The sequence below is a fragment of the Microbulbifer donghaiensis genome (assembly GCF_900129095.1).
Classification (GTDB): Bacteria; Pseudomonadota; Gammaproteobacteria; order Pseudomonadales; family Cellvibrionaceae; genus Microbulbifer; species Microbulbifer donghaiensis.
This window is the reverse complement of record NZ_FQVA01000010.1, coordinates 19410-37997: the sequence shown is the minus strand read 5'-3', so window position 1 is coordinate 37997 and position 18588 is coordinate 19410. Positions and strand designations below refer to the sequence as shown.

The following is an 18588-nucleotide window of genomic DNA, read 5'->3' as shown; positions in this document are numbered from 1 at the left end:
AATGCTGGTGAAGTGCGGCACACTGTCACAGGACAGCGCCTTGAAAATAATGTTGTGCTCGCACTGCCATCGAATCTCTCTACTGGAAGTTATGCCTTTTGAATAAGCGAACAAAATGATCTTCAGCAGAATGGCCGGGTCGTAGGCTGAGCGGCCGCCGGCATCATTTTGGTACTTATCGTAGAAAACGGAGAGGTCGATATGATCGTCGATCAGGTGATGGAGGGTGAATTCGAAGGTGCCAGGCTGTAGCTGCTCCTCGAAATTGATCACAACCATGGCATCCTGGTTGTAGTTATACCGCTTGAAGTTGGGCATGGCGGATATCCCTTTTTATGATCCACCAATTCTATCAAAAACTACTGGTTTTTAAGAGTTTTTCTACAGCCAGAACGCCGCCAGCAGGGGCAGCTTACCTTGTGCGCGATTTGCGCGAAAATGGGAGCGTAGCGACCCGCGCAAAACGTGCACAAGGTAAGCTGTCCCGCGGAGGGCCGAAGGCCCGGAGCCTGGCTGCCCGGCCTTGTTAATGTTGGGGACCTGAAAGCAGTAAACCGTGTTAAAAGACCACAGATCCGGAACCCCCAAAAGTCCTAACATACTACGAGCGGCACATTTGGTGAAACCCAACCACGCTTTCCCTGGAGCGGCCTAAAAGCCAAACAGGAAAGTCCCACGCTAATTCTTCCGCCGCCATTGAAAACCCTAACGAAGGGAATCCACTGAAGGCTCTTTAAATCAACCGTCAATCCCTGCTAGCGATACCGCTTCTACAACGCCAGAAGCCGCCGAATGGCTCATCAAGCACGCTGAAAATTTTAGGCGGCGGCATGATGAACCTGAACATTAACGCCGTGCGCAGCGGCGGCTTACTTTGTGTATTTTTTGCGCGAAAATAGGAGCGTAGCGACTGCGCAAAAAGCGCATAAAGTAAGACGTCGGTCTGCCGCACCTTGTTATGTTTTGCACCTAAAAGAACCGTTGAGAAAGACCAGCAACAATCACAATAGATAGCAAACCAAAGCCAATAAGTCTGAGTGAGGTTTGAACTCCACTATTGGTCATGGCTTCCATCGTGTCATCGGCTTTATACATTCGACCGGATCCACGAATTTTTTCATAAGCTAATTCAAAACCGATGGCTAATACGACTATAAGTACAATGGATAAAAATGCCATCAATTCATCCTCCCTTCAAACACCAAACAGACAAAAAGCGCAACGCTAGCAGCCTTCTGAAACATAACGCCGAGTTCAGGGGCAGGCTGCAATATGTGCCTTTTGCGCGAGAATGGGAGCGCAGCGACCCGCGCAAAAGGTGCATATTGTAGCCTGTCCCCTGCAACGAATGGTTAGCACTAATACCGAGCCTCTTGCTCTAAGAATAGTGGGAGCTTTGATAGCTCCTCCTTCAGCAGTGGAATATTACTATCGAAATAGTATTTAAAAGTACTTTCTACAACTTCCTGACTTTCTGCGATATATATTGATACCCAACGAACTTCTTTTTCTTTGCCAAAGCCGAAGAGAGATTTAACCGTTTTTGGATAAACAATGCCAACCAAGTAGGCGTATTCACTTGGCTCACCCACTACTGATACCCAGTAATCAGTTTTTATCTCTCTATTCTTTACTGAAATAGTTGGTTCTGATCCGCCAGTATCCCTGCCTACTTGCTCTTTCCAGGGAAATTTCCGGAATTCTTCTAGAAATATCTGATAGGTTGCCTCGCCCTTCAGGTCATACTGATCGAAATCGTAACCAGCCTGCTGAATATCATAAGTGAATGAATTAGCCATGACTTTTGTTGCCAATGTAAGTGCAAGTATTGTCAATAGTACTTTTTTCATATTGAGTGCTAACATTTGTATCGTGGTCGTCAGGACCGATATCCCACCGACGCATATCTCAAAGTAGATTTTCCGCCAGAATGACGCCAACCCCTTGATTCGTCAAGCTTTTCGCAGGGTTATGCGTCCTAAGCCCGCAGGGCAAAACGGTCTCCGCGACCACTATCCCAAGTACCTGCTCCTGATGGTAACCGATTGATATTGAATCGGTTTTCGGTGTATCGAAGAGCTGCTTTGGAAATCACGGTCGTGACGACTGAAATGCCGGGGCGATATTGGTCATTGATCGCTTATGCTGTATAAATAACCAGTCTTTTGGCGAGGGGGCGCTCATGGATGATATACCCGTACCAATTCCGGCGCGGCCGGTTCGTTTTATGGACAGGCTGCGTGCCTTTATGCGTGGACGGCAGCTGGCGTATCGGACGGAAAAGACGTATTGCGGCTGGATTCGGGACTACATTCGATTTCACAAGATGCGCAGGCCCGAGGAGATGGGCAAGGTCGAGGTGGATGCCTGGTTGGGTCACTTGGCCGCGCGGCGCAATGTGTCCGTCAACACGCAAAAAACTGCGCTGAACGCCATCGTGTTCTTGTATCGCCAGTTCTTGAATATCGAGCTCGGTAAGCTGGACTTCGACAGGACCAGTAAGGGGCGGCGCCTTCCGGTTGTGTTTACTCACGAAGAGGCGACGGCGGTTATTGATAATTTGCACGGCCATCACCGGTTACTGGTTTCCCTGATGTACGGTTCCGGGCTGCGGGTCATGGAGGCCGTCAGGCTGCGGGTGCAGGATGTGGATTTTGGCCATAAGTGCATTTTTGTTCGTGAAGCAAAAGGGGAGAAGTGGCGCCGGACACTTCTACCGAACTCTCTTGCGGCCCCTTTGCGGGTACAAATTGAGTTGGCGCTGTCGATTCATAAGTGTGATCTGGAGGAGGGCTTTGGGGCGGTGTATCTGCCGCATGCGCTGGCGAAAAAGTACCCGAAGGCGGCGACCAGTCCCGGTTGGCAATACATATTCCCGGCACCGGATCGATCGGTGGATCCACGCAGCCAGGTGATGCGGCGGCATCACGTGGGTGAGCAACAGGTGCGCCGTGCCGTGGCTAAGGCGTTGGCAGAAGCGGGTATCCGCAAAAAGGCCAGCTGTCATACGTTTCGCCACTCATTTGCGACAAAGCTGCTCGCGTCGGGTACGGATATTCGCAATATCCAGGAGTTGCTCGGGCACAACGATATCAATACCACCATGATCTATACCCATGTCATCGGTATCCATGAGCGTGGCGTGGTCAGTCCGCTGGATTAACTTGCGATGCTTTTTGGGCGGGTAAAAAAAGCCCCGCCGGTTAGGGCAGGGCTCTTAGGTGAGATCCGTTATCGCTTAAACAGCGACATCCTGAATCTCAGTGGCGGCGATGCGCTTGCCTTCTTCGGCAGATTTCTGGAATTCCTCAATCTGGTCGAAGTTCAGGTAGCGGTAGATTTCCGCAGACATGGAGTCCAGGTTGGCCGCGTACTGCTGGTACTCTTCAGGAGTCGGCAGTTTGCCCAGGATCGCGCCCACAGAGGCCAGTTCCGCGGAGGTCAGGTACACGTTGGCACCGTCGCCGAGGCGGTTCGGGAAGTTGCGGGTGGAGGTGGACAGCACGGTGCTGTTCGGGGCCATGCGCGCCTGGTTACCCATGCACAGGGAGCATCCGGGCATCTCGGTGCGGGCACCGGCGGCGCCGTAGATGTTGTAGTAGCCTTCTTCCATCAGTTGATGCTCGACTGCCTTGTCGCTGGCGGCATCATTCAGCAGGCAGGCGTTGTCCAGATCGTTCGGCATGAACACGATCGGCTAATTCACTTCGGCTAGAGGGATTTCGATTTCTGAAGCGTATTCGGCGTTCTTTTTGCCATTCACCAGTGTCAACTTTGCCAGCAACTCTTTCATGGTGCGTGAGGGCGTCCCAGGGGGCGTTTGAAGCTGCAGCCTGAGGTGATGGGTTCTGGCAGCTAGTGAGCCTGCTCGATCGTCTGGTTGTCCAGACATTCTATGTCGCGGATGTGGCACAAGATGTTCTTGTTGCCTATCTCCCTGTTTCAGCAGGCCCTGCGGGATCGCGTAACAGGGAGTGGATTGCAGGGCGATGGCTGGCTGCATCTGGCGTTTGACGCGCACACGGTCGGACTCCGCCATATCTCGAGGCCTCATGCTGGAGGAAAGAGCGAAGGACACCAGCTAGATAGCATCAGGAAAGAGCGTGCCCATCGGGTAGTGCTGGAGATAACCGTGGGACCTATATGTAAAGGTGTGATTGCTTAGCTGTGTAGTTCAGGTCGATATGCATAGGTTAAGCACTCGCTTTGCCGGGATCAATGCTTGGATTGGAGTAAAGATTTCCATGCTTCGCTGTAAATTTATCGTAGAGTTCAAGATCGTGCCTGCATAGGTCTTCAATCTTTCTCATTACAGCTGGGTTTGATCGAATTTGTTCTACTGCTTGATTGCTCGGACTCTTGTTAATACTGGGCAATTTAATTTCGAATGAAAACTTTTTCATGAGCTCATCAGCCCAGGTGTCTAAATTTTCCATTGTTCCTACAATGGCAAACCGGGATAGGTTTTCAAGCGCTTCGTCTATGTGATCCCGCGGGGAAGAGCGAAAATTCAAAGAATAATTGGAGAAATAGCGGATTAATTGCTGTCCTCCGGCTTCTGCTTTTCTGGACTCTAGATATTCATTTAAGGGGAGGTCGTTCTTTGTCCAATCGCCCTGCTTGTAAGTGTTATAAACATACTCGGAGATCCACCGGTCAATCGGGTTTCTGAGGACTGTAATAAAGTTCCATTGGCTGGCGAACTCCTTAATCAGACCCGGGCGGCAATAGCAGTGTCCTTTGCCGAAGAAGTTGGCTTTTACCGATAGATTGTAGGCAAGTATTACTTCGCGAGCCTGCATCAGTGAGTTCTCTGTAACTTTTCCTGCTCGCAGACTGGCTCGCGGGTCAATGTTAAATCCATCTAGGTTGTGGCGGGAATAAACTTGATCTCGAATTGCGGATGCAATTGAAGAGCCGGCACTTTTTGGAATATGGCAAAAGTAAATTCTTGGGGGCGCCTTGCTGCTGCCGGGCCGAGCAAGATGGTCGTTGAAAGGCGCTCTTGCTAGAGCTCCTTTAGCCAACTTTATAAGCTTGTTCATCACTCGTTTCCGACCTCTGGTGCATCGCTATGATTGACTTTTGATGACCGTAATTGAATTGGGGCTGCACTTCTGTAAAAAGCTGCATAATGTGTTGTGGAAGTGTTCAGGCGAAGATTATACAAAAAAGCCCCGCCGGTTAGGGCGGGGCTCTTTCGTGAGATCGGTTATCGCTTAAACGGCGACATCCTGAATCTCAGTGGCGGCGATACGCTTGCCTTCTTCGGCAGATTTCTGGAATTCCTCAATCTGGTCGAAGTTCAGGTAGCGGTAGATTTCCGCAGACATAGAGTCCAGGTTGGCTGCGTACTGCTGGTACTCGTCGGGAGTCGGCAGCTTGCCCAGGATCGCACCTACAGAGGCCAGTTCCGCGCTTGTCAGGTACACGTTGGCACCGTCGCCGAGGCGGTTCGGGAAGTTACGGGTGGAGGTGGACAGCACGGTGCTGTTCGGGGCCACGCGCGCCTGGTTACCCATGCACAGGGAGCATCCGGGCATTTCGGTGCGGGCACCGGCTGCGCCATAGATGTTGTAGTAGCCTTCTTCCATCAGCTGGTGCTCGTCCATCTTGGTGGGCGGAGCGATCCACATGCGGGTGGAGATGCCACCCTTGTGCTGCTGCAGCAGTTTACCCGCGGCGCGGAAGTGACCGATGTTGGTCATGCAGGAGCCGAGGAATACCTCGTCCACCTTGTCGCCGGCTACTGAAGAGAGCAGGCGCGCGTCGTCCGGGTCGTTCGGAGCACATACGATCGGCTCTTTCACTTCGGCCAGGTCGATTTCGATCACCGCAGTGTACTCGGCGTCGGCGTCGGCACTCATCAGTTCCGGTTTCTCCAGCCACTCTTCCATGGCGCGTGCGCGGCGCTCCAGGGTGCGCTTGGAGCCGTAGCCCTCGGCGATCATCCAGCGCAGTAGGGTGATGTTGGAGCGCAGGTACTCGGCGATGGCGTCTTCCGGCAGCTTGATGGTACAGCCAGCAGCGGAGCGCTCGGCGGAGGCGTCGGACAGCTCGAACGCCTGCTCGACGGTCAGGTTGTCCAGGCCTTCGATCTCGAGGATGCGGCCGGAGAAGATGTTCTTCTTGCCTTTCTTCTCGACGGTCAGCAGGCCCTGCTGGATCGCGTAGTAGGGGATGGCGTGTACCAGGTCACGCAGGGTGATGCCCGGCTGCATTTCGCCCTTGAAGCGCACCAGTACGGACTCCGGCATATCCAGCGGCATAACGCCGGTAGCAGCGGCGAAGGCTACCAGGCCGGAACCGGCCGGGAAGGAGATGCCCATCGGGAAGCGGGTGTGGGAGTCGCCGCCGGTACCGACAGTGTCGGGCAGCAGCATGCGGTTCAGCCAGCTGTGGATGATGCCGTCACCCGGGCGCAGGGATACGCCGCCGCGGTTCATGATGAAGTCGGGCAGGGTGTGCTGGGTGTCGATGTCCACCGGCTTCGGGTAAGCGGCGGTGTGACAGAAAGACTGCATGGTGAGGTCCGCGGAGAAGCCCAGGCACGCCAGGTCTTTCAGTTCGTCGCGGGTCATCGGGCCGGTGGTGTCCTGAGAGCCAACGGTGGTCATCTTCGGCTCGCAGTAGGTGCCGGGGCGAATACCGTCAACGCCACAGGCCTTGCCAACCATTTTCTGCGCCAGGGTGTAGCCCTTGCCGGTGTCGGCAGGTTGCTCCGGCGTGCGGAACAGGTCGGAAGCGCCGAGGCCGAGGGATTCACGGGCCTTGCCGGTGAGGCCGCGGCCGATGATCAGGTTGATACGGCCGCCAGCCTGAACTTCGTCCAGCAGTACGTCGGACTTCAGTTCGAACTCGGACAGGACTTTGCCGTCTTCAGCCAGGATCTTGCCGTCGTAGGGGCGTATCTCGATCACGTCGCCCATGTTCAGGTCGTCGACCGGCGCTTCGAATACCAGCGCGCCGGCGTCTTCCATGGTGTTGTAGAAGATCGGTGCTACTTTGCCACCGATACAGATACCGCCGCCTTTCTTGTTGGGCACGCCCGGCAGGTCTTCACCGAAGAACCACAGTACGGAGTTGGTGGCGGACTTACGGGAGGAACCGGTGCCGACCACGTCACCGACGAAGGCGACCGGCAGGCCCTTGGCTTTCACTTCTTCGATCTGCTTCAACGGGCCGGTGACGCCGTGCTCTTGCGGCTCCAGGCCGTCGCGGGTCATCTTGTACATGGCCAGCGCGTGCAGCGGGATATCCGGGCGCGACCAGGCATCCGGGGCAGGGGACAGGTCGTCGGTGTTGGTTTCGCCGGTGACCTTGAAGACGGCAACCTTGATGCTTTCCGGCACCTTGTCGCGCTTGGTGAACCACTCGCCCTCGGCCCAGGACTGAATCACGGCCTTGGCGTGTTCGTTGCCGGCTTTGGCTTTCTCTTCCACATCGTGGAAGGCGTCGAACATCAGCAGGGTGCCTTTCAGCTGCTCGGCAGCCAGCTCGCCCAGGTCTTTGTCGTCCAGCAGTTCAACCAGGGTGGAGATGTTGTAGCCGCCCAGCATCTGGCCCAGCAGCTTGATCGCGTGCTCGCGATCGATCAGCGGGGACTCGGCTTCGCCTTTGACGATGGCAGACAGGAAGCCGGCTTTGACGTAAGCGGCCTCGTCCACACCCGGCGGTACGCGGTGGGTGAGCAGTTCTACCAGTTCCTGTTCTTCGCCGGCGGGCGGGTTCTTCAGCAGTTCAACCAGGCCAGCTACTTGCTCGGCATTGAGCGGCTTCGGCGGAATACCCTGTTCGGCGCGCTCGGCGACGTGTTTGCGATAGGCTTCAAGCACGGATATGTCCCTCTTGGTATGTGGGGTGGCACCAACAGCAGGCGGAATTCCCGATCGTTTTCGGTGCCGGGATTTTTTTATTCGTGGCCGCTGGAGGCGGGTGGCGAATTCTACAGCAAAGCCGTAATGCTGTTAAGTTTATTGAAAAATCAATAACTTACGCGAATTGCGACTATTTGTTTGGTGAATTTTGGTCGATTCGTGGGCGATGCGCTTCCTTTCGGAATCCAAACAAAATAGTCTACCGGTCAAAATTCTCCTACCTCATTTCAGGCTGATTTCAGCCTGTGCAAACTGATTTGGTTATTTGATGTACAAAAAGGTGCGCACCCCCTGCATTGGCGTCTGCTCCACCGGTATCGGCGATGATGTCTGCCGCGGTTGCAAGCGCTTTGCCCACGAGGTGATCGACTGGAACGCCTACTCCGAGGAGCAACGGCGCATTATCGCCGAGCGCCGCGAGGGGTACCTGGTCAATGCGGTGCGCAGCCAGCTGGAGATCGTCGATCAGAAGCTGCTGCTGGCGCAGTTGCGTCACCAGCAGATCCGCTTCAACGAGGAGCAGAATCCCTATTGCTGGGTATTCGAGTTACTGCGTGCCGGCGCCAGCCAAATCGATAACCCGCGCGACTACGGCTTGCAGTTGACCCCCCAGGCACGCGACGTGTCGCTGGTGGAGCTGCGCAAACGCATCGATGACGATTTTTACGCGCTGTCGGTGGCCTATTACCAGCGTTTTGTCGCCCCGGGACTGGCTGTAGTCTGATCCTTTAACGCTGTTCTGCATGCGGGCGCTTAGTTGCTCCTTCGAGGAATTCGAACGGTATTGTTTGCTTCAGGCTGTCTCTACCGATCTGGTAAATAGGTTTCGCCCATTTATTCCTGCACCGCTCGAACACAGCCCGATTTATCGTTGACCCGTCTACAGCTTCACAGTTGAAGCTGGCCGCGTTCACCTGGCTGGAGAGATAAACCATGGAAATCGACGATGCGATATTTCTGGCGCAATTTCGCGACCAGACCCTGGCAGCAGGGCACTTTGATCACCGCGGCCACCTGCGCATCGCCTGGCTGTATTTGGGTCGCTACCCGCTGCGGGAGGCCTGTGATCGGGTGTGTGCGGGCATCCGCAGCCTGGCGATTGCGTTGGGCGCCAGGGATAAATTTCACCATACGGTCAGTGAGGCGCTGGTGCGGATTATGGCCGGACGCATGAAAAGCGGTGACGGGTCCGATTTCGCATCATTCCTTGCCGCCAATGCCGATTTGCTCAGTGATGCCCGCGGTCTGTTGGCGCATCATTACAGTGACGAGTGCCTGAATTCGGCAGAAGCTCGGAGCCGCTGGGTCGAACCGGATCTGGTGCCGTTGGACTGATATGAGTAACTCGATGCTGACCATTACTGCCTTCGCCAGGCGCTTCAATTTGTCCCGCTCGACGCTGCTCTATTACGACCGTGTCGGCCTGCTGACACCGGCGAGCACCAGCGACAGCGGCTACCGGCTCTACGGCGAGCGGGAAATGGCGCGCATGGAGCGCATAGCAACTTTCCGCAACGCTGGCCTGTCGCTCCAGGCGATCTGCGACATTCTCGACAGTGAATCCGGGGGCAGGGTAGAGGTGGCGCTGGAGCAACAGCTGGCCGCGCTCAACGAAGAAATCGCGCGGCTGCGCGCACAGCAGAAACTGGTCGTGCAGCTGCTCGGGCGCGGCGGCGAGGCTGCGCCGAATGTCGATGTGGCCCAGTGGGTGGCGATGCTTGAAGAGGCCGGTATGGATCAGCTCGGTCGGCGGCGCTGGCACGCCGCGTTTGAGCGCGATGCGCCTGAGGCGCACCGGGAGTTTTTGCAGTCACTGGGGCTGAGCGAACAGGAAATCGCGGATATCCGTCGGCGCTCGCGACAGGGCGGCGACAATTGAATACCGGTGCTGTTTGGCCTGAACGCTTAGCAGAGCCGGAGTGTTTTCCGGCTCCTTTTCCCTTCCGCTCAGCGGGGCTCCCGCAGAAATACCCGCAGCGCCGGCAAAAAAGGCTCCGATGACAGGGCGAGGTCGCGCCGCTGCCGGCGTCGGCTCAGGCTCGGCTGGTGGTCCACGCGGGTAAAGTCCGGCAGCTGGCCACTATCATCTCCGGGCACCAATACGGGCATGGCCGCGTAGCCTACCTGACGGTATATCTCGCCGTCGCGCGTGCGGAAGATTTCCGCCACCTGCAGGTTGGGTCGGCTCTGGACCTGTACCTGGCGCAGATCTTCATGCTGACGCTTGTGCAGCCCGGCCAGCAGTTGCCGTTGATACTGGATGCCCGGGTCGGAACCCTGCGGGTCCAGCTGTACGAGTTTTTTCTCACACCACTGCACCGTCACCTTGCGGATCGACTTGCGCGCCTTGATCCAGGACAGGGCGATGGCATCCGGTCGCTCCTCACACAACAGTACCTGGCGATAGCACTGGCGCAGGTGGGCGCGGGGATGGCCGGCGTTGGCGAGTAGTTCGCGCAGGTTGCGGTCCCGCTCCAGGGCGGGGCGGTCGCTCAGGGCCTCCTTGTACGCGGCCACGGCCCTGGCGAATGCATCCTTGTCTGCATTCAGTTGTTCGGCGGCCGCGATGGTGGCAGTGGGCACCGCCAGCAGTCCCGGAATCTGCAGAGTAGCGCGGGCATCACCGGCCGCGTCGAGCGGGTCGCAGTAATCCAGCTGTGCAAACAGTGCTCCGGCCAGGGCGAATGGTTGCTCAAAGGAAACACCGAGACGCTCGGCCGCATCGCGGGCAAAGGCCGGTTGCAACAGGTAGTGCTGCCAGTTTCTGGGGGCATCCTGCAGTTGCGCCAGTGACTGGTGCAGGTCCGCGGCGCTGGTATGGAGCTGCTCCAGCAAGGGTGGGATTGCCGCTGCCAGCTTCCGGAGGTCCGTCATGATTGCATTTCCAGCGTTGTGTATCGCAAATATTAATCCACTTAATAAGCCGTTATCAAATAATCAGAAACCGACCACCGATCTATCCCCCTGCCAAATTCCAGCGCTTGGGCCAACAGCGGGAACTACCGTGCGGCCGGCCGCCTGCCTACCATTGCCGCCATGAACCGCTGCGAATTCAAAGAGGCGCTCCTGCATGTAATGGAGCGCAAGGTGCATTGGGCCTGGCCGGCGTTTACTGCGGGGCAGGTGCCCAGGGACCTGCTGCATATCCATCTGGAGCAGGAGTACGGCACCTATGTGCGGGATTTCCCGATTCTGCTGGGGCGCGCCTATATCCAGTGCCCGATCGCCGCGGTACGGCGGGAGCTGGCGGAGAATATCTACGAAGAAGAAACCGGGGGCTTGAGCGGCGGCATACCGCACCCGGAGCTGTTTCTCGAGTACCCGCGCGGTCTCGGCATGAACCTAGACCGGTTCAAGCAGGTTGCGTTATTGCCGGCAGCGGCGGAGTTCCGCGCGATTTTGGACGAGGCTACCTCTGGGCGAGGCTGGGAGATCGCGGCCGCCGTCACCACGCTGTTTCTCGAGGGGACGCAATATGAGCGCGGTGAGTTGGAACCGGGCCACCCCCGGCGCCCGCAGTTTGCGGCTTCCGAACATCCGCTGGTCAAGCATTACGGCTTGCCGGTGGAGAATCTCGCCCTGAGCCGGGTCCATCACCAGGTGGAAGGCGGTCACCGCAAGGCGGCCTGGCACCTGATGCTGGATTTTGTCGATGAAGCGGCGCGGCCCAAGGTATTGCAGTGGATGGGGCAGGTCTTGCACGGCTGGCTCAAGTATCGCGACGAGGTGGCGGAGCACTGTGGCCTGCTGCCGATGAAGCCCGAGGCTCCGGCGCGGCACTGAAACCTGCTATTCCCGTGCCTTGCGGCTATAATCCCGCGCTTTCCACAGCCCAGCGCCTGACCGAGCCATTCGCCGTATGAACGCCCAAGTCCCCGATCTGACCGCCATTCATGAATTTCTGCTGTGCCCGACGCCGGACGCCTGGGTAGAGGCAGCGTTGGCGGAGCCGGAGATGATGCTGGTGGACCACGCCAACTGCGAGAAGAAGGCGGCGGGCACGGCGCTCAACCTGATGTTCCGCTATCTGGACAACTTCGAGCTGCTGAATAAGATGTCGCGCCTGGCGCGGGAGGAGCTGCGCCATTTCGAACAGGTGCTGGCCATCATGAAGAAGCGCGGTATCACTTACCCGCATATCAGTGCCTCCCGCTATGCGGCCGGTTTGCGTGCCGAAGTGCGTAGTGCCGAACCGGGGCGTCTGGTGGATACGCTGATTTGTGGCGCAATTATCGAGGCGCGTTCCTGCGAGCGTTTCGCGCGTATCGCGCCGCACCTGGACGAAGAACTGCAAAAGTTTTATCTGTCGCTGCTCAAGTCAGAGGCGCGCCATTTCCGCGACTATTTGACCCTGGCACAGAAGGCGACCGCCGAGGACATCGAGCCGCGCATACAGGCGTTGTTGGCGGTGGAGCGGCAGTTGGTCGAAGGGGGTGACGGCGAGTTCCGTTTTCACAGCGGCGTGCCTCACCGCGAATCCGAGAGGTAGGATGGGCAAGGGAGCGTAGGATGGGCAAAGGAGCGTAGCGACGTGCCCATCAGGCGGCACCGCGATGGGCACGCTTCGCTTTGCCCATCCTGCGTTCTTGACCTGGCGCCTTGGGTTACTGGCGGTTAATCCCGGTCCAGCTTTGCCAGCAGGTCGACAAATTCCTGCAGGTCGTCGGCACTGTCGTAGTCGACGGTATATTTGTTGTGAAAGAAAACGGTGAGCTGCACCTTGGCTGAATTGATAAATACCGTGTAGCCGTCGAAGTCCGTGCTGACGGTCAGCCCGCGATAGTGCCAGCCGTCGCTCTCCTTGACGCCCTCCTTGGTGGCTTTGTCGAACACCCGGAGTGCCTCCTTGACGTCAATCTTGTGCTCCTGCTCCACGGAATCTCCCGTTGCCGCTACGGCTATTTTTCTCTTGCCGCCAGGCAATTTGGCGGCTGTTGCCGTCTGACAGCTTAGACGACATATCGCATGCGGGCCACTGACCCGACGCCGGCGGCAGGTTTTGTGTTTCTGATCTGGCTGGAAGCCCGCTCTAAACCAAACCTGCCGCTACGCTATAACTGCTTAATGAGCGTGCGCGGTTATATGAGGAGGTGGAGATGAGCGATCCAATTTCATCCGAGGCCCTGGATCAGCTATTTCGCGAGGCCCGAACGCACAGTCACTGGCTGGACAAGCCGGTCAGTGATGAGACCCTGAAGCAGCTCTATGAGTTGATGAAAATGGGGCCGACCAGCGCCAACTGCTGCCCGGCGCGCATCGTCTTTGTTAAGACGAAAGAGGCCAAAGAGAGGCTGCGGCCGGCGCTGAATGAGGGCAACGTGGACAAAACCATGGCGGCGCCGGTAACCGCAATCATCGCGCACGACCATAAGTTTTTCGAGTATTTGCCCAAGCTGTTCCCGCACGCGCCGGCGCGCGAATGGTATGTGGACAATGCGGAGCTGGCGGCCACCACGGCATTTCGCAACGGCTCGATGCAGGGCGGCTATTTTATTCTCGCGGCGCGCTCGCTGGGCCTGGACTGCGGCCCCATGTCCGGGTTTGACAATGCCATGGTCGATCACGAGTTTTTCAGCGAAAAAAGCAGCGCGCCGGCGTTCCAGCAGGAGCACTGCCCGGACAGCCATATCAAGTCGAACTTTCTCTGCAATCTGGGTTACGGTGATCCGAAATTATTGTACCCGCGCGGACCAAGATTCGAGTTTGCCGAGGTATGCAAGATTCTCTGAAGAGCGGCGCGGCTTACAGGGCGGCGGGCTTGGTCACCATCAGGAAAACGATCAGCACCATCAGCGGAAACGCGGCCGCACCGAGCAGGCACCAGAGCCGCATGGTGCGTTGAATCGCATCCGTACTGGCTTCGCGGGCGTGGTGGCGCAAGCGGTATTGCAGAATCACCACCGGCAGCCAAAGCAGAAACACGGCGCCGGTCAGCATAATCGCCAGTTGCAGCCACAACTGCTGCAGCCAGGCCGGGTTGATCGCCAGCATCCCTGCGGCGCTACCGAGCAGTGCGACGATGGCACTGCTGGTAAAGATCCAGTCGGCCGCCACCGTCTCGCCGCTGATCCAGCGGAATACCTGTAAATCACCGGACAGCCACGCGCGCAGGGTGTACCAGGCAATACCGATGCCCGTACCCAGTACAACCATTGCACTGAGAACATGCAGTGTCTTCAGGGTCAGGTAGAGGTTCATGAACTGGCGGCCACTGCCGGCGCCATCTGTGCGTGAGGTTCCAGCCGTTCCATGGCGGTGACGACAGAATAGGGCGCCAGCTCGGTGAGTATCTCGTCGACTGTCAGCAGTTGCCAGCAGGCCTGGGCGCCGACAAAACTCCAGTCGCCGCGCAGGTATTTGCGGGCTAGGGCCGCCGCCGGCGCGGCGGGAATCCAGGGGCCGTCGCCGTTCAGGCCGAGGATCTGCCATTGGTAGGAAGCGACGTCGCCAAACTGGTCTGTACCGTCCGCGCGGATCAGCATACCGCCGTGGTTGCTGCCGCCGGGCCAGTGGGCGGCAAGTTTGTGGCCGAGGCGGGCAAAGCGCGGGCTGGCAGTGGGCAGGTGCAGACGCGCCAGGCGGGCGCACACTGACAGCCCGGTTTGCAGCGTGCGCGGCTGCAGTCCGGTGGCGAAACGCGCGTTGTGCACCTCTGGCAGATAGCGGGGGCACAATTCCAGGTCCGGGACATCGAAGTCACACAGCCAGCGTTTGCCGACCGGGTGCGCCAGTTTGACACTGTGTAGGTAGTTGCCGGTATAGGACTCGCGCCACTCGCCGTTCTGCAGCAGCGGAAAGCTCTCGCCGAGGGACTCGAAGCCGGCGCGTACCGTGGCGAAGCCGCGCACGATGCGGTGCGCGGGGGCAATGGCTATATCAACGGATCGGATCGTCGGCAATTCGCGCGCGATTTCCTTCAGTACCGCGGAGCTCAGCGCTGGCAGGGAGCTGGCCCCCGAGACCATGGCGATACCGGCGGTTTCCGCGGCGGGTGACAGGCGGTTGAAGTCGCACACGTAGCGGCGCGCATCGGCGATGTCGATATAGGGCGTGGCGGATTCGATACAAGCCTGGGCGACGCGGTAATCCTGCTGTTGCTGGAAGGGACCGGCACAGTGGATCAGCAGGTCGAGATGCAGGGCTTTGAGCTGTGACGCCAGGTTAATGGCATCGCGTTCCAGGCGCAGGCCTTCGGCGATGCCGGGTAGATTGGACGCGCAGAGCTCGGCTCTGAAGCGGTCGTGCCCGGCGATGATCAGCTGGACGTCCGACTCGCTGCTGAGCATGCGGGCGATACGCGCTCCGAAATTGCCGTAGCCGCCGAGTATCAGTACGCGCTTTTTATAGCTTTTGATGTAGCTTTTGACCATTTGCAGCGCCCCAGTCCCTAGTCGCCGTCTTATCTGCTGCGCATCGCTCGCGTTCGCTCGCCTAGGTGCGCTCCAAGTCGGCAAGGGCGCTCAATATGCCCTTTGCCTGTTGGTTAGGATGCAATGGGCCAGTGGATCAATTCAAGTGAATCTTTGTCCGCTTTGACGCACCAGCCCTGCGCAGCCCAGTCGCCGAGCACAATGCGCTCCGCCGGCGCGCCGTCGACAGTCAGGGCGTGACGCGCGGGTCTGTGGGTGTGGCCGTGGATCAGCGTGTGGACGCCTTCTGCGCGCATGGCATTCTCCACTTCCTCGGGGGTCACATCCATGATGTCCTCCGCCTTGCGGCTGTTCATGGACTTGGAGACGGCGCGGATCTGGGTGGCGATGGCCCGGCGCTCTTCCAGCGGCTTGGCCAGCAGCGCCTGCTGCCAGTTGGGATCCCGCGCCTGTTGGCGGAACGCCATATATTCGCTGTCGCGGGTACAGAGGCTGTCACCGTGCATCAGCAGCACTTTCCGGCCGGCCAGGGTGATGGTGCTTGGGTCCGGCAGCAGCACCGCGCCGGCGCGGTGGGCGAAGTCCTGACCGAGCAGGAAATCGCGGTTGCCGTGCATCAGGTACAGTTCGGCGCCGCTGCCGCTGAAGCGGCTCAGCTCGCGGGCGACTTCGGCGGCAAGGGGGGCGTCGTCGTCATCGCCGATCCACACCTCGAAGAAGTCACCGAGGATATACAGCGCCTCGGCGCCGGCGGCGCGACCGCGCAGAAAATCGAAGAACGCCCGGGTAACGTCCGGGCGGCTCTCGTCGAGGTGCAGATCGGAAATGAGGTAAGAAGACAATGTTCCGGCCTTTGCTTCCGTATTACTTGTCAGAATAGGCGTCGGATACCGTCACGCCGGTGATCTCGATGGTTTCCGTCGGTACGTCCTGGTGGAAGCCCTTGGTGCCGGTTTTCACACCTTTGATCTTGTTCACCACGTCCATGCCTTCGACCACCTTGCCGAACACGCAGTAGCCCCAGCCCTGCGGGTCTTTGCTGCGGAAGTTCAGGAAATCGTTGTCCTTCACGTTAATAAAGAACTGGGAGCTGGCGGAGTGCGGATCCATGGTGCGAGCCATGGCCAGGGTGCCGGTGTCGTTCTTAAGGCCGTTGTCGGCTTCGTTTTCGATCGGCTCGCGGGTCTGCTTCTGTTCCATATCCGGGGTCATGCCGCCGCCCTGGACCATGAAGTTGTCGATCACCCGGTGGAAGATGGTGCCGGTGTAGAAATCGTCACGACAGTACTGCAGGAAATTGGCCGCAGTTTTCGGGGCTTTGTCGAAGTCCAGTTCGATGGCGATATCGCCGTGGGTGGTGTGCAGGGTGATCATAAAATATCCTAACAGGGGTGTGTTTGGGGCGGCATAATACCGTGTCGACAGGGGCTGTAAAATGGCCTGATGCCGCGATCGACTGGTTCGCTCAAAAATTGAGCAGGCGCAGGTGGGGCAGAAGAAAACGCCGATCCGGACTCGATATTCTGGGATCCATCTGGGCTATAATCCGCCGCTTACATTCGCACAGCTGTAATAGAGAATCCTATGACATCCGAGAGCAAGCCCGCTCACTTTTTACAGAACATTATTCGCGAAGACCTGGCCGGGGGCCGGGTGTCCCAACTGGCGACCCGTTTTCCGCCGGAGCCCAATGGCTACCTGCATATCGGCCACGCCAAGTCCATCTGCCTGAACTTCGGTCTCGCGCAGGAATTCGGCGGTACCTGCAATCTGCGCTTCGACGACACCAACCCTGCCAAGGAAGAGGAAGAATATGTCGACGCGATCAAGCGCGATGTGTCTTGGCTCGGTTTTGAGTGGAACGGTGAAGCCCGCTACACCTCGGATTATTTTGACCAGCTGCACGAATGGGCGCTGCACCTGATTAAAGAGGGCAAGGCCTACGTCTGCCACCTGTCGCCGGAAGACGCGCGCCATTACCGCGGCACCCTGACGGAACCGGGCAAGAACAGCCCCTACCGCGACCGCTCGGCGGAGGAGAATCTCGAGCTGTTCGACAAAATGAAGAACGGTGAGATGGCAGAGGGCGAGTGCAGCCTGCGCGCCAAGATCGATATGGCCGCGCCGAATATCAACCTGCGCGACCCGATCATCTATCGCATCAAGAAGATGGCGCACCACCAGACCGGCGACAAGTGGTGTATCTACCCGAGCTACGACTTCGCCCACGGCCAGTCCGATGCCATCGAAGGCATCAGCCACTCCATCTGCACGCTGGAGTTCGAGGACCACAAGCCGCTGTATGACTGGTTCATTGCGAACCTGCCGGTGCCGGCGCGCCCGCGCCAGTACGAGTTCGCGCGCCTGAACCTCAACTACACCGTGGTCTCCAAGCGCAAGCTGAAGCAGCTGGTCGATGAGGGGCACGTGGACGGCTGGGACGACCCGCGTATGCCGACCCTGTCCGGCCAGCGCCGCCGCGGCGTGCCGCCGGCCGCCATTCGCAAGTTCTGCGAGATGATCGGAGTCACCCGCTCTGACTCGGTCGTCGATGTGGGCATGCTGGAATACTGTATCCGCGACGAGCTGGACAAGAACGCGCCCCGCGCCATGTGCGTGATGGAGCCGCTCAAGGTCACGCTGAGCAATTACCCGGAAGGCCGGGAGGAGATTCTCCCCGCACCCGGTCACCCGGTGCGCGAAGACCTGCCGGCGCGGGACCTGCCGTTCACCCGCACCTTGTACATCGAGCAGGAGGACTTCCGCGAGGAGGCCAATAAGAAATACAAGCGCCTGGTACTTGGCAAGAAGGTGCGCCTGCGCAACGCCTATGTGATTCAGGCGGACGAGGTTATCAAGAATGATGCCGGCGAGATTATCGAGGTCGTCTGCTCTGTGGATCTGGATACCCTGGGCAAGGACCCCGCCGATGGCGTCAAACCGAAGGGCGTGATTCACTGGGTTTCCGCGGAGAAAAACGTGGACTGCGAAGTGCGTCTGTACGACCGCCTGTTCAGCGATCCGGCCCCGGATGCCGGCGGCAAGAATTTCCTCGACCATGTAAACCCGGACAACCTGCAGGTGCTGAGCGGCTGCAAGGGCGAGATCGGACTGGCCTCGGCCGCGCCGGAGCACAGCTATCAGTTTGAGCGCAACGGCTACTTTTGCCGCGACAACAAGTACGGCACCGCGGAGAAACCGGTATTCAACCGCACCATCGGTCTGCGCGACAGCTGGGCAAAAATGGGCGAGTAGCGAGTATTGCTCGCTGCCCATTTTTGCGACCGGCCAAGGATGGCCGGGCCGGCGGCCGCTCCAGGGATGGCTGCTCGCCATTGAGC

General features: G+C 58.3%; 19 protein-coding genes and 1 pseudogene. 8 read left to right on the top strand and 12 right to left on the bottom strand.

What is annotated here, in order from left to right:
- The 3 genes from BUC36_RS18165 to BUC36_RS18160 form a co-directional block, all read right to left on the bottom strand.
- Window positions 1-318 (bottom strand): transposase (locus tag BUC36_RS18165; RefSeq protein WP_143187046.1); only part of this gene is annotated, 318 nt, incomplete at its 3' end.
- Between the two features lie 651 nt (window positions 319-969).
- On the bottom strand, window positions 970-1179 hold the full coding sequence (locus tag BUC36_RS18915; protein WP_143187045.1) for a hypothetical protein: 210 nt from the start codon (window positions 1177-1179) through the stop codon (window positions 970-972).
- A gap of 179 nt (window positions 1180-1358) precedes the next feature.
- Window positions 1359-1850: a hypothetical protein gene (locus tag BUC36_RS18160; RefSeq protein WP_073277861.1), complete on the bottom strand. Its 492-nt coding sequence runs from the start codon at window positions 1848-1850 to the stop codon at window positions 1359-1361.
- A 332-nt stretch (window positions 1851-2182) separates the two neighbouring features.
- On the opposite strand from BUC36_RS18160, the gene BUC36_RS18155 reads away from it, so the two are divergent.
- Complete coding sequence (locus BUC36_RS18155; protein ID WP_073277859.1) at window positions 2183-3163, top strand: integron integrase; 981 nt, start codon at window positions 2183-2185, stop codon at window positions 3161-3163.
- Window positions 3164-3238: 75 nt separating this feature from the next.
- On the opposite strand, the pseudogene BUC36_RS18645 reads toward BUC36_RS18155, so the two are convergent.
- From BUC36_RS18645 to acnB, 3 genes and pseudogenes are all read right to left on the bottom strand, one after another.
- Window positions 3239-3802, bottom strand: a pseudogene (locus BUC36_RS18645) (aconitase family protein); the annotation flags it as partial.
- A 391-nt stretch (window positions 3803-4193) separates the two neighbouring features.
- A complete protein-coding gene (locus tag BUC36_RS18140) occupies window positions 4194-5045 on the bottom strand; it encodes a sulfotransferase family 2 domain-containing protein (protein ID WP_073277847.1) in 852 nt (283 codons plus the stop codon).
- 174 nt (window positions 5046-5219) lie between these two features.
- On the bottom strand, window positions 5220-7835 hold the full coding sequence (gene acnB, locus BUC36_RS18135) for a bifunctional aconitate hydratase 2/2-methylisocitrate dehydratase (RefSeq protein WP_200797324.1): 2616 nt from the start codon (window positions 7833-7835) through the stop codon (window positions 5220-5222).
- 310 nt (window positions 7836-8145) lie between these two features.
- Here acnB and BUC36_RS18130 point away from each other — a divergent pair, with 310 nt between their 5' ends.
- The 3 genes from BUC36_RS18130 (at window position 8146) to BUC36_RS18115 (ending at window position 9756) form a co-directional block, all read left to right on the top strand.
- On the top strand, window positions 8146-8601 hold the full coding sequence (locus BUC36_RS18130; protein ID WP_084536274.1) for a DUF1289 domain-containing protein: 456 nt from the start codon (window positions 8146-8148) through the stop codon (window positions 8599-8601).
- A gap of 209 nt (window positions 8602-8810) precedes the next feature.
- The gene (locus BUC36_RS18120) at window positions 8811-9212 is read left to right on the top strand and encodes a hypothetical protein (protein WP_073277840.1); all 402 of its coding nucleotides are present in this window, start codon (window positions 8811-8813) and stop codon (window positions 9210-9212) included.
- A gap of 1 nt (window position 9213) precedes the next feature.
- Entirely contained in the window at window positions 9214-9756 is a 543-nt protein-coding gene (locus tag BUC36_RS18115; RefSeq protein ID WP_200797323.1) for a MerR family transcriptional regulator, read from the top strand.
- A gap of 68 nt (window positions 9757-9824) precedes the next feature.
- On the opposite strand, the gene BUC36_RS18110 is transcribed toward BUC36_RS18115, so the two are convergent.
- Window positions 9825-10751 carry a hypothetical protein gene (locus BUC36_RS18110; RefSeq protein ID WP_073277838.1) on the bottom strand — a complete coding sequence of 309 codons (927 nt, stop codon included), beginning with the start codon at window positions 10749-10751 and terminating at the stop codon, window positions 9825-9827.
- A 162-nt stretch (window positions 10752-10913) separates the two neighbouring features.
- On the opposite strand from BUC36_RS18110, the gene BUC36_RS18105 reads away from it, so the two are divergent.
- Together BUC36_RS18105 and miaE are read left to right on the top strand one after the other, a co-directional pair.
- Window positions 10914-11660: an iron-containing redox enzyme family protein gene (locus BUC36_RS18105; protein ID WP_073277836.1), complete on the top strand. Its 747-nt coding sequence runs from the start codon at window positions 10914-10916 to the stop codon at window positions 11658-11660.
- 76 nt (window positions 11661-11736) lie between these two features.
- A complete protein-coding gene (gene miaE / locus BUC36_RS18100; RefSeq protein WP_073277834.1) occupies window positions 11737-12366 on the top strand; it encodes a MiaE family protein in 630 nt (209 codons plus the stop codon).
- Between the two features lie 125 nt (window positions 12367-12491).
- Here miaE and BUC36_RS18095 read toward each other — a convergent pair whose 3' ends face one another.
- A complete protein-coding gene (locus BUC36_RS18095) occupies window positions 12492-12752 on the bottom strand; it encodes a DUF3081 family protein (protein WP_073277832.1) in 261 nt (86 codons plus the stop codon).
- A 221-nt stretch (window positions 12753-12973) separates the two neighbouring features.
- Between BUC36_RS18095 and BUC36_RS18090 the strand changes: the two genes are divergently transcribed.
- On the top strand, window positions 12974-13606 hold the full coding sequence (locus BUC36_RS18090; protein ID WP_073277830.1) for a malonic semialdehyde reductase: 633 nt from the start codon (window positions 12974-12976) through the stop codon (window positions 13604-13606).
- Between the two features lie 13 nt (window positions 13607-13619).
- Here the strand turns inward: BUC36_RS18090 and BUC36_RS18085 are convergent, their stop codons facing one another.
- The 4 genes from BUC36_RS18085 to BUC36_RS18070 all read right to left on the bottom strand — a co-directional run bounded on the left by BUC36_RS18085 (window position 13620) and on the right by BUC36_RS18070 (window position 16621).
- A complete protein-coding gene (locus BUC36_RS18085; protein WP_073277828.1) occupies window positions 13620-14075 on the bottom strand; it encodes a DUF2269 domain-containing protein in 456 nt (151 codons plus the stop codon).
- Window positions 14072-15247 (bottom strand): saccharopine dehydrogenase NADP-binding domain-containing protein, encoded by a 1176-nt coding sequence (locus BUC36_RS18080; protein ID WP_073277826.1) that lies wholly within the window; start codon window positions 15245-15247, stop codon window positions 14072-14074. Before BUC36_RS18080 ends, BUC36_RS18085 begins: the two co-directional genes overlap by 4 nt.
- A 113-nt stretch (window positions 15248-15360) precedes the next feature.
- Window positions 15361-16089, bottom strand: a complete 729-nt coding sequence (locus BUC36_RS18075; RefSeq protein WP_073277824.1) for a UDP-2,3-diacylglucosamine diphosphatase — start codon at window positions 16087-16089, stop codon at window positions 15361-15363.
- A gap of 22 nt (window positions 16090-16111) precedes the next feature.
- A complete protein-coding gene (locus BUC36_RS18070; RefSeq protein ID WP_073277822.1) occupies window positions 16112-16621 on the bottom strand; it encodes a peptidylprolyl isomerase in 510 nt (169 codons plus the stop codon).
- A gap of 210 nt (window positions 16622-16831) precedes the next feature.
- Between BUC36_RS18070 and BUC36_RS18065 the strand changes: the two genes are divergently transcribed.
- Entirely contained in the window at window positions 16832-18502 is a 1671-nt protein-coding gene (locus BUC36_RS18065) for a glutamine--tRNA ligase/YqeY domain fusion protein (protein ID WP_073277820.1), read from the top strand.
- The last annotated feature ends 86 nt before the right edge of the window (window positions 18503-18588 follow it).

Bases quoted from the DNA above. Each gene is read 5' to 3' on its own strand.
- BUC36_RS18130 (WP_084536274.1), top strand. From the start codon at position 8,146: ATGTACAAAAAGGTGCGCACCCCCTGCATTGGCGTCTGCTCCACCGGT.
- BUC36_RS18080 (WP_073277826.1), bottom strand. From the start codon at position 15,247: ATGGTCAAAAGCTACATCAAAAGCTATAAAAAGCGCGTACTGATACTC.
- BUC36_RS18115 (WP_200797323.1), top strand. From the start codon at position 9,214: ATGAGTAACTCGATGCTGACCATTACTGCCTTCGCCAGGCGCTTCAAT.
- BUC36_RS18065 (WP_073277820.1), top strand. From the start codon at position 16,832: ATGACATCCGAGAGCAAGCCCGCTCACTTTTTACAGAACATTATTCGC.
- BUC36_RS18160 (WP_073277861.1), bottom strand. From the start codon at position 1,850: ATGAAAAAAGTACTATTGACAATACTTGCACTTACATTGGCAACAAAA.
- BUC36_RS18155 (WP_073277859.1), top strand. From the start codon at position 2,183: ATGGATGATATACCCGTACCAATTCCGGCGCGGCCGGTTCGTTTTATG.
- BUC36_RS18085 (WP_073277828.1), bottom strand. From the start codon at position 14,075: ATGAACCTCTACCTGACCCTGAAGACACTGCATGTTCTCAGTGCAATG.
- BUC36_RS18070 (WP_073277822.1), bottom strand. From the start codon at position 16,621: ATGATCACCCTGCACACCACCCACGGCGATATCGCCATCGAACTGGAC.
- BUC36_RS18110 (WP_073277838.1), bottom strand. From the start codon at position 10,751: ATGACGGACCTCCGGAAGCTGGCAGCGGCAATCCCACCCTTGCTGGAG.
- miaE (WP_073277834.1), top strand. From the start codon at position 11,737: ATGAACGCCCAAGTCCCCGATCTGACCGCCATTCATGAATTTCTGCTG.
- BUC36_RS18120 (WP_073277840.1), top strand. From the start codon at position 8,811: ATGGAAATCGACGATGCGATATTTCTGGCGCAATTTCGCGACCAGACC.
- BUC36_RS18105 (WP_073277836.1), top strand. From the start codon at position 10,914: ATGAACCGCTGCGAATTCAAAGAGGCGCTCCTGCATGTAATGGAGCGC.
- BUC36_RS18090 (WP_073277830.1), top strand. From the start codon at position 12,974: ATGAGCGATCCAATTTCATCCGAGGCCCTGGATCAGCTATTTCGCGAG.
- BUC36_RS18915 (WP_143187045.1), bottom strand. From the start codon at position 1,179: ATGGCATTTTTATCCATTGTACTTATAGTCGTATTAGCCATCGGTTTT.
- BUC36_RS18140 (WP_073277847.1), bottom strand. From the start codon at position 5,045: ATGAACAAGCTTATAAAGTTGGCTAAAGGAGCTCTAGCAAGAGCGCCT.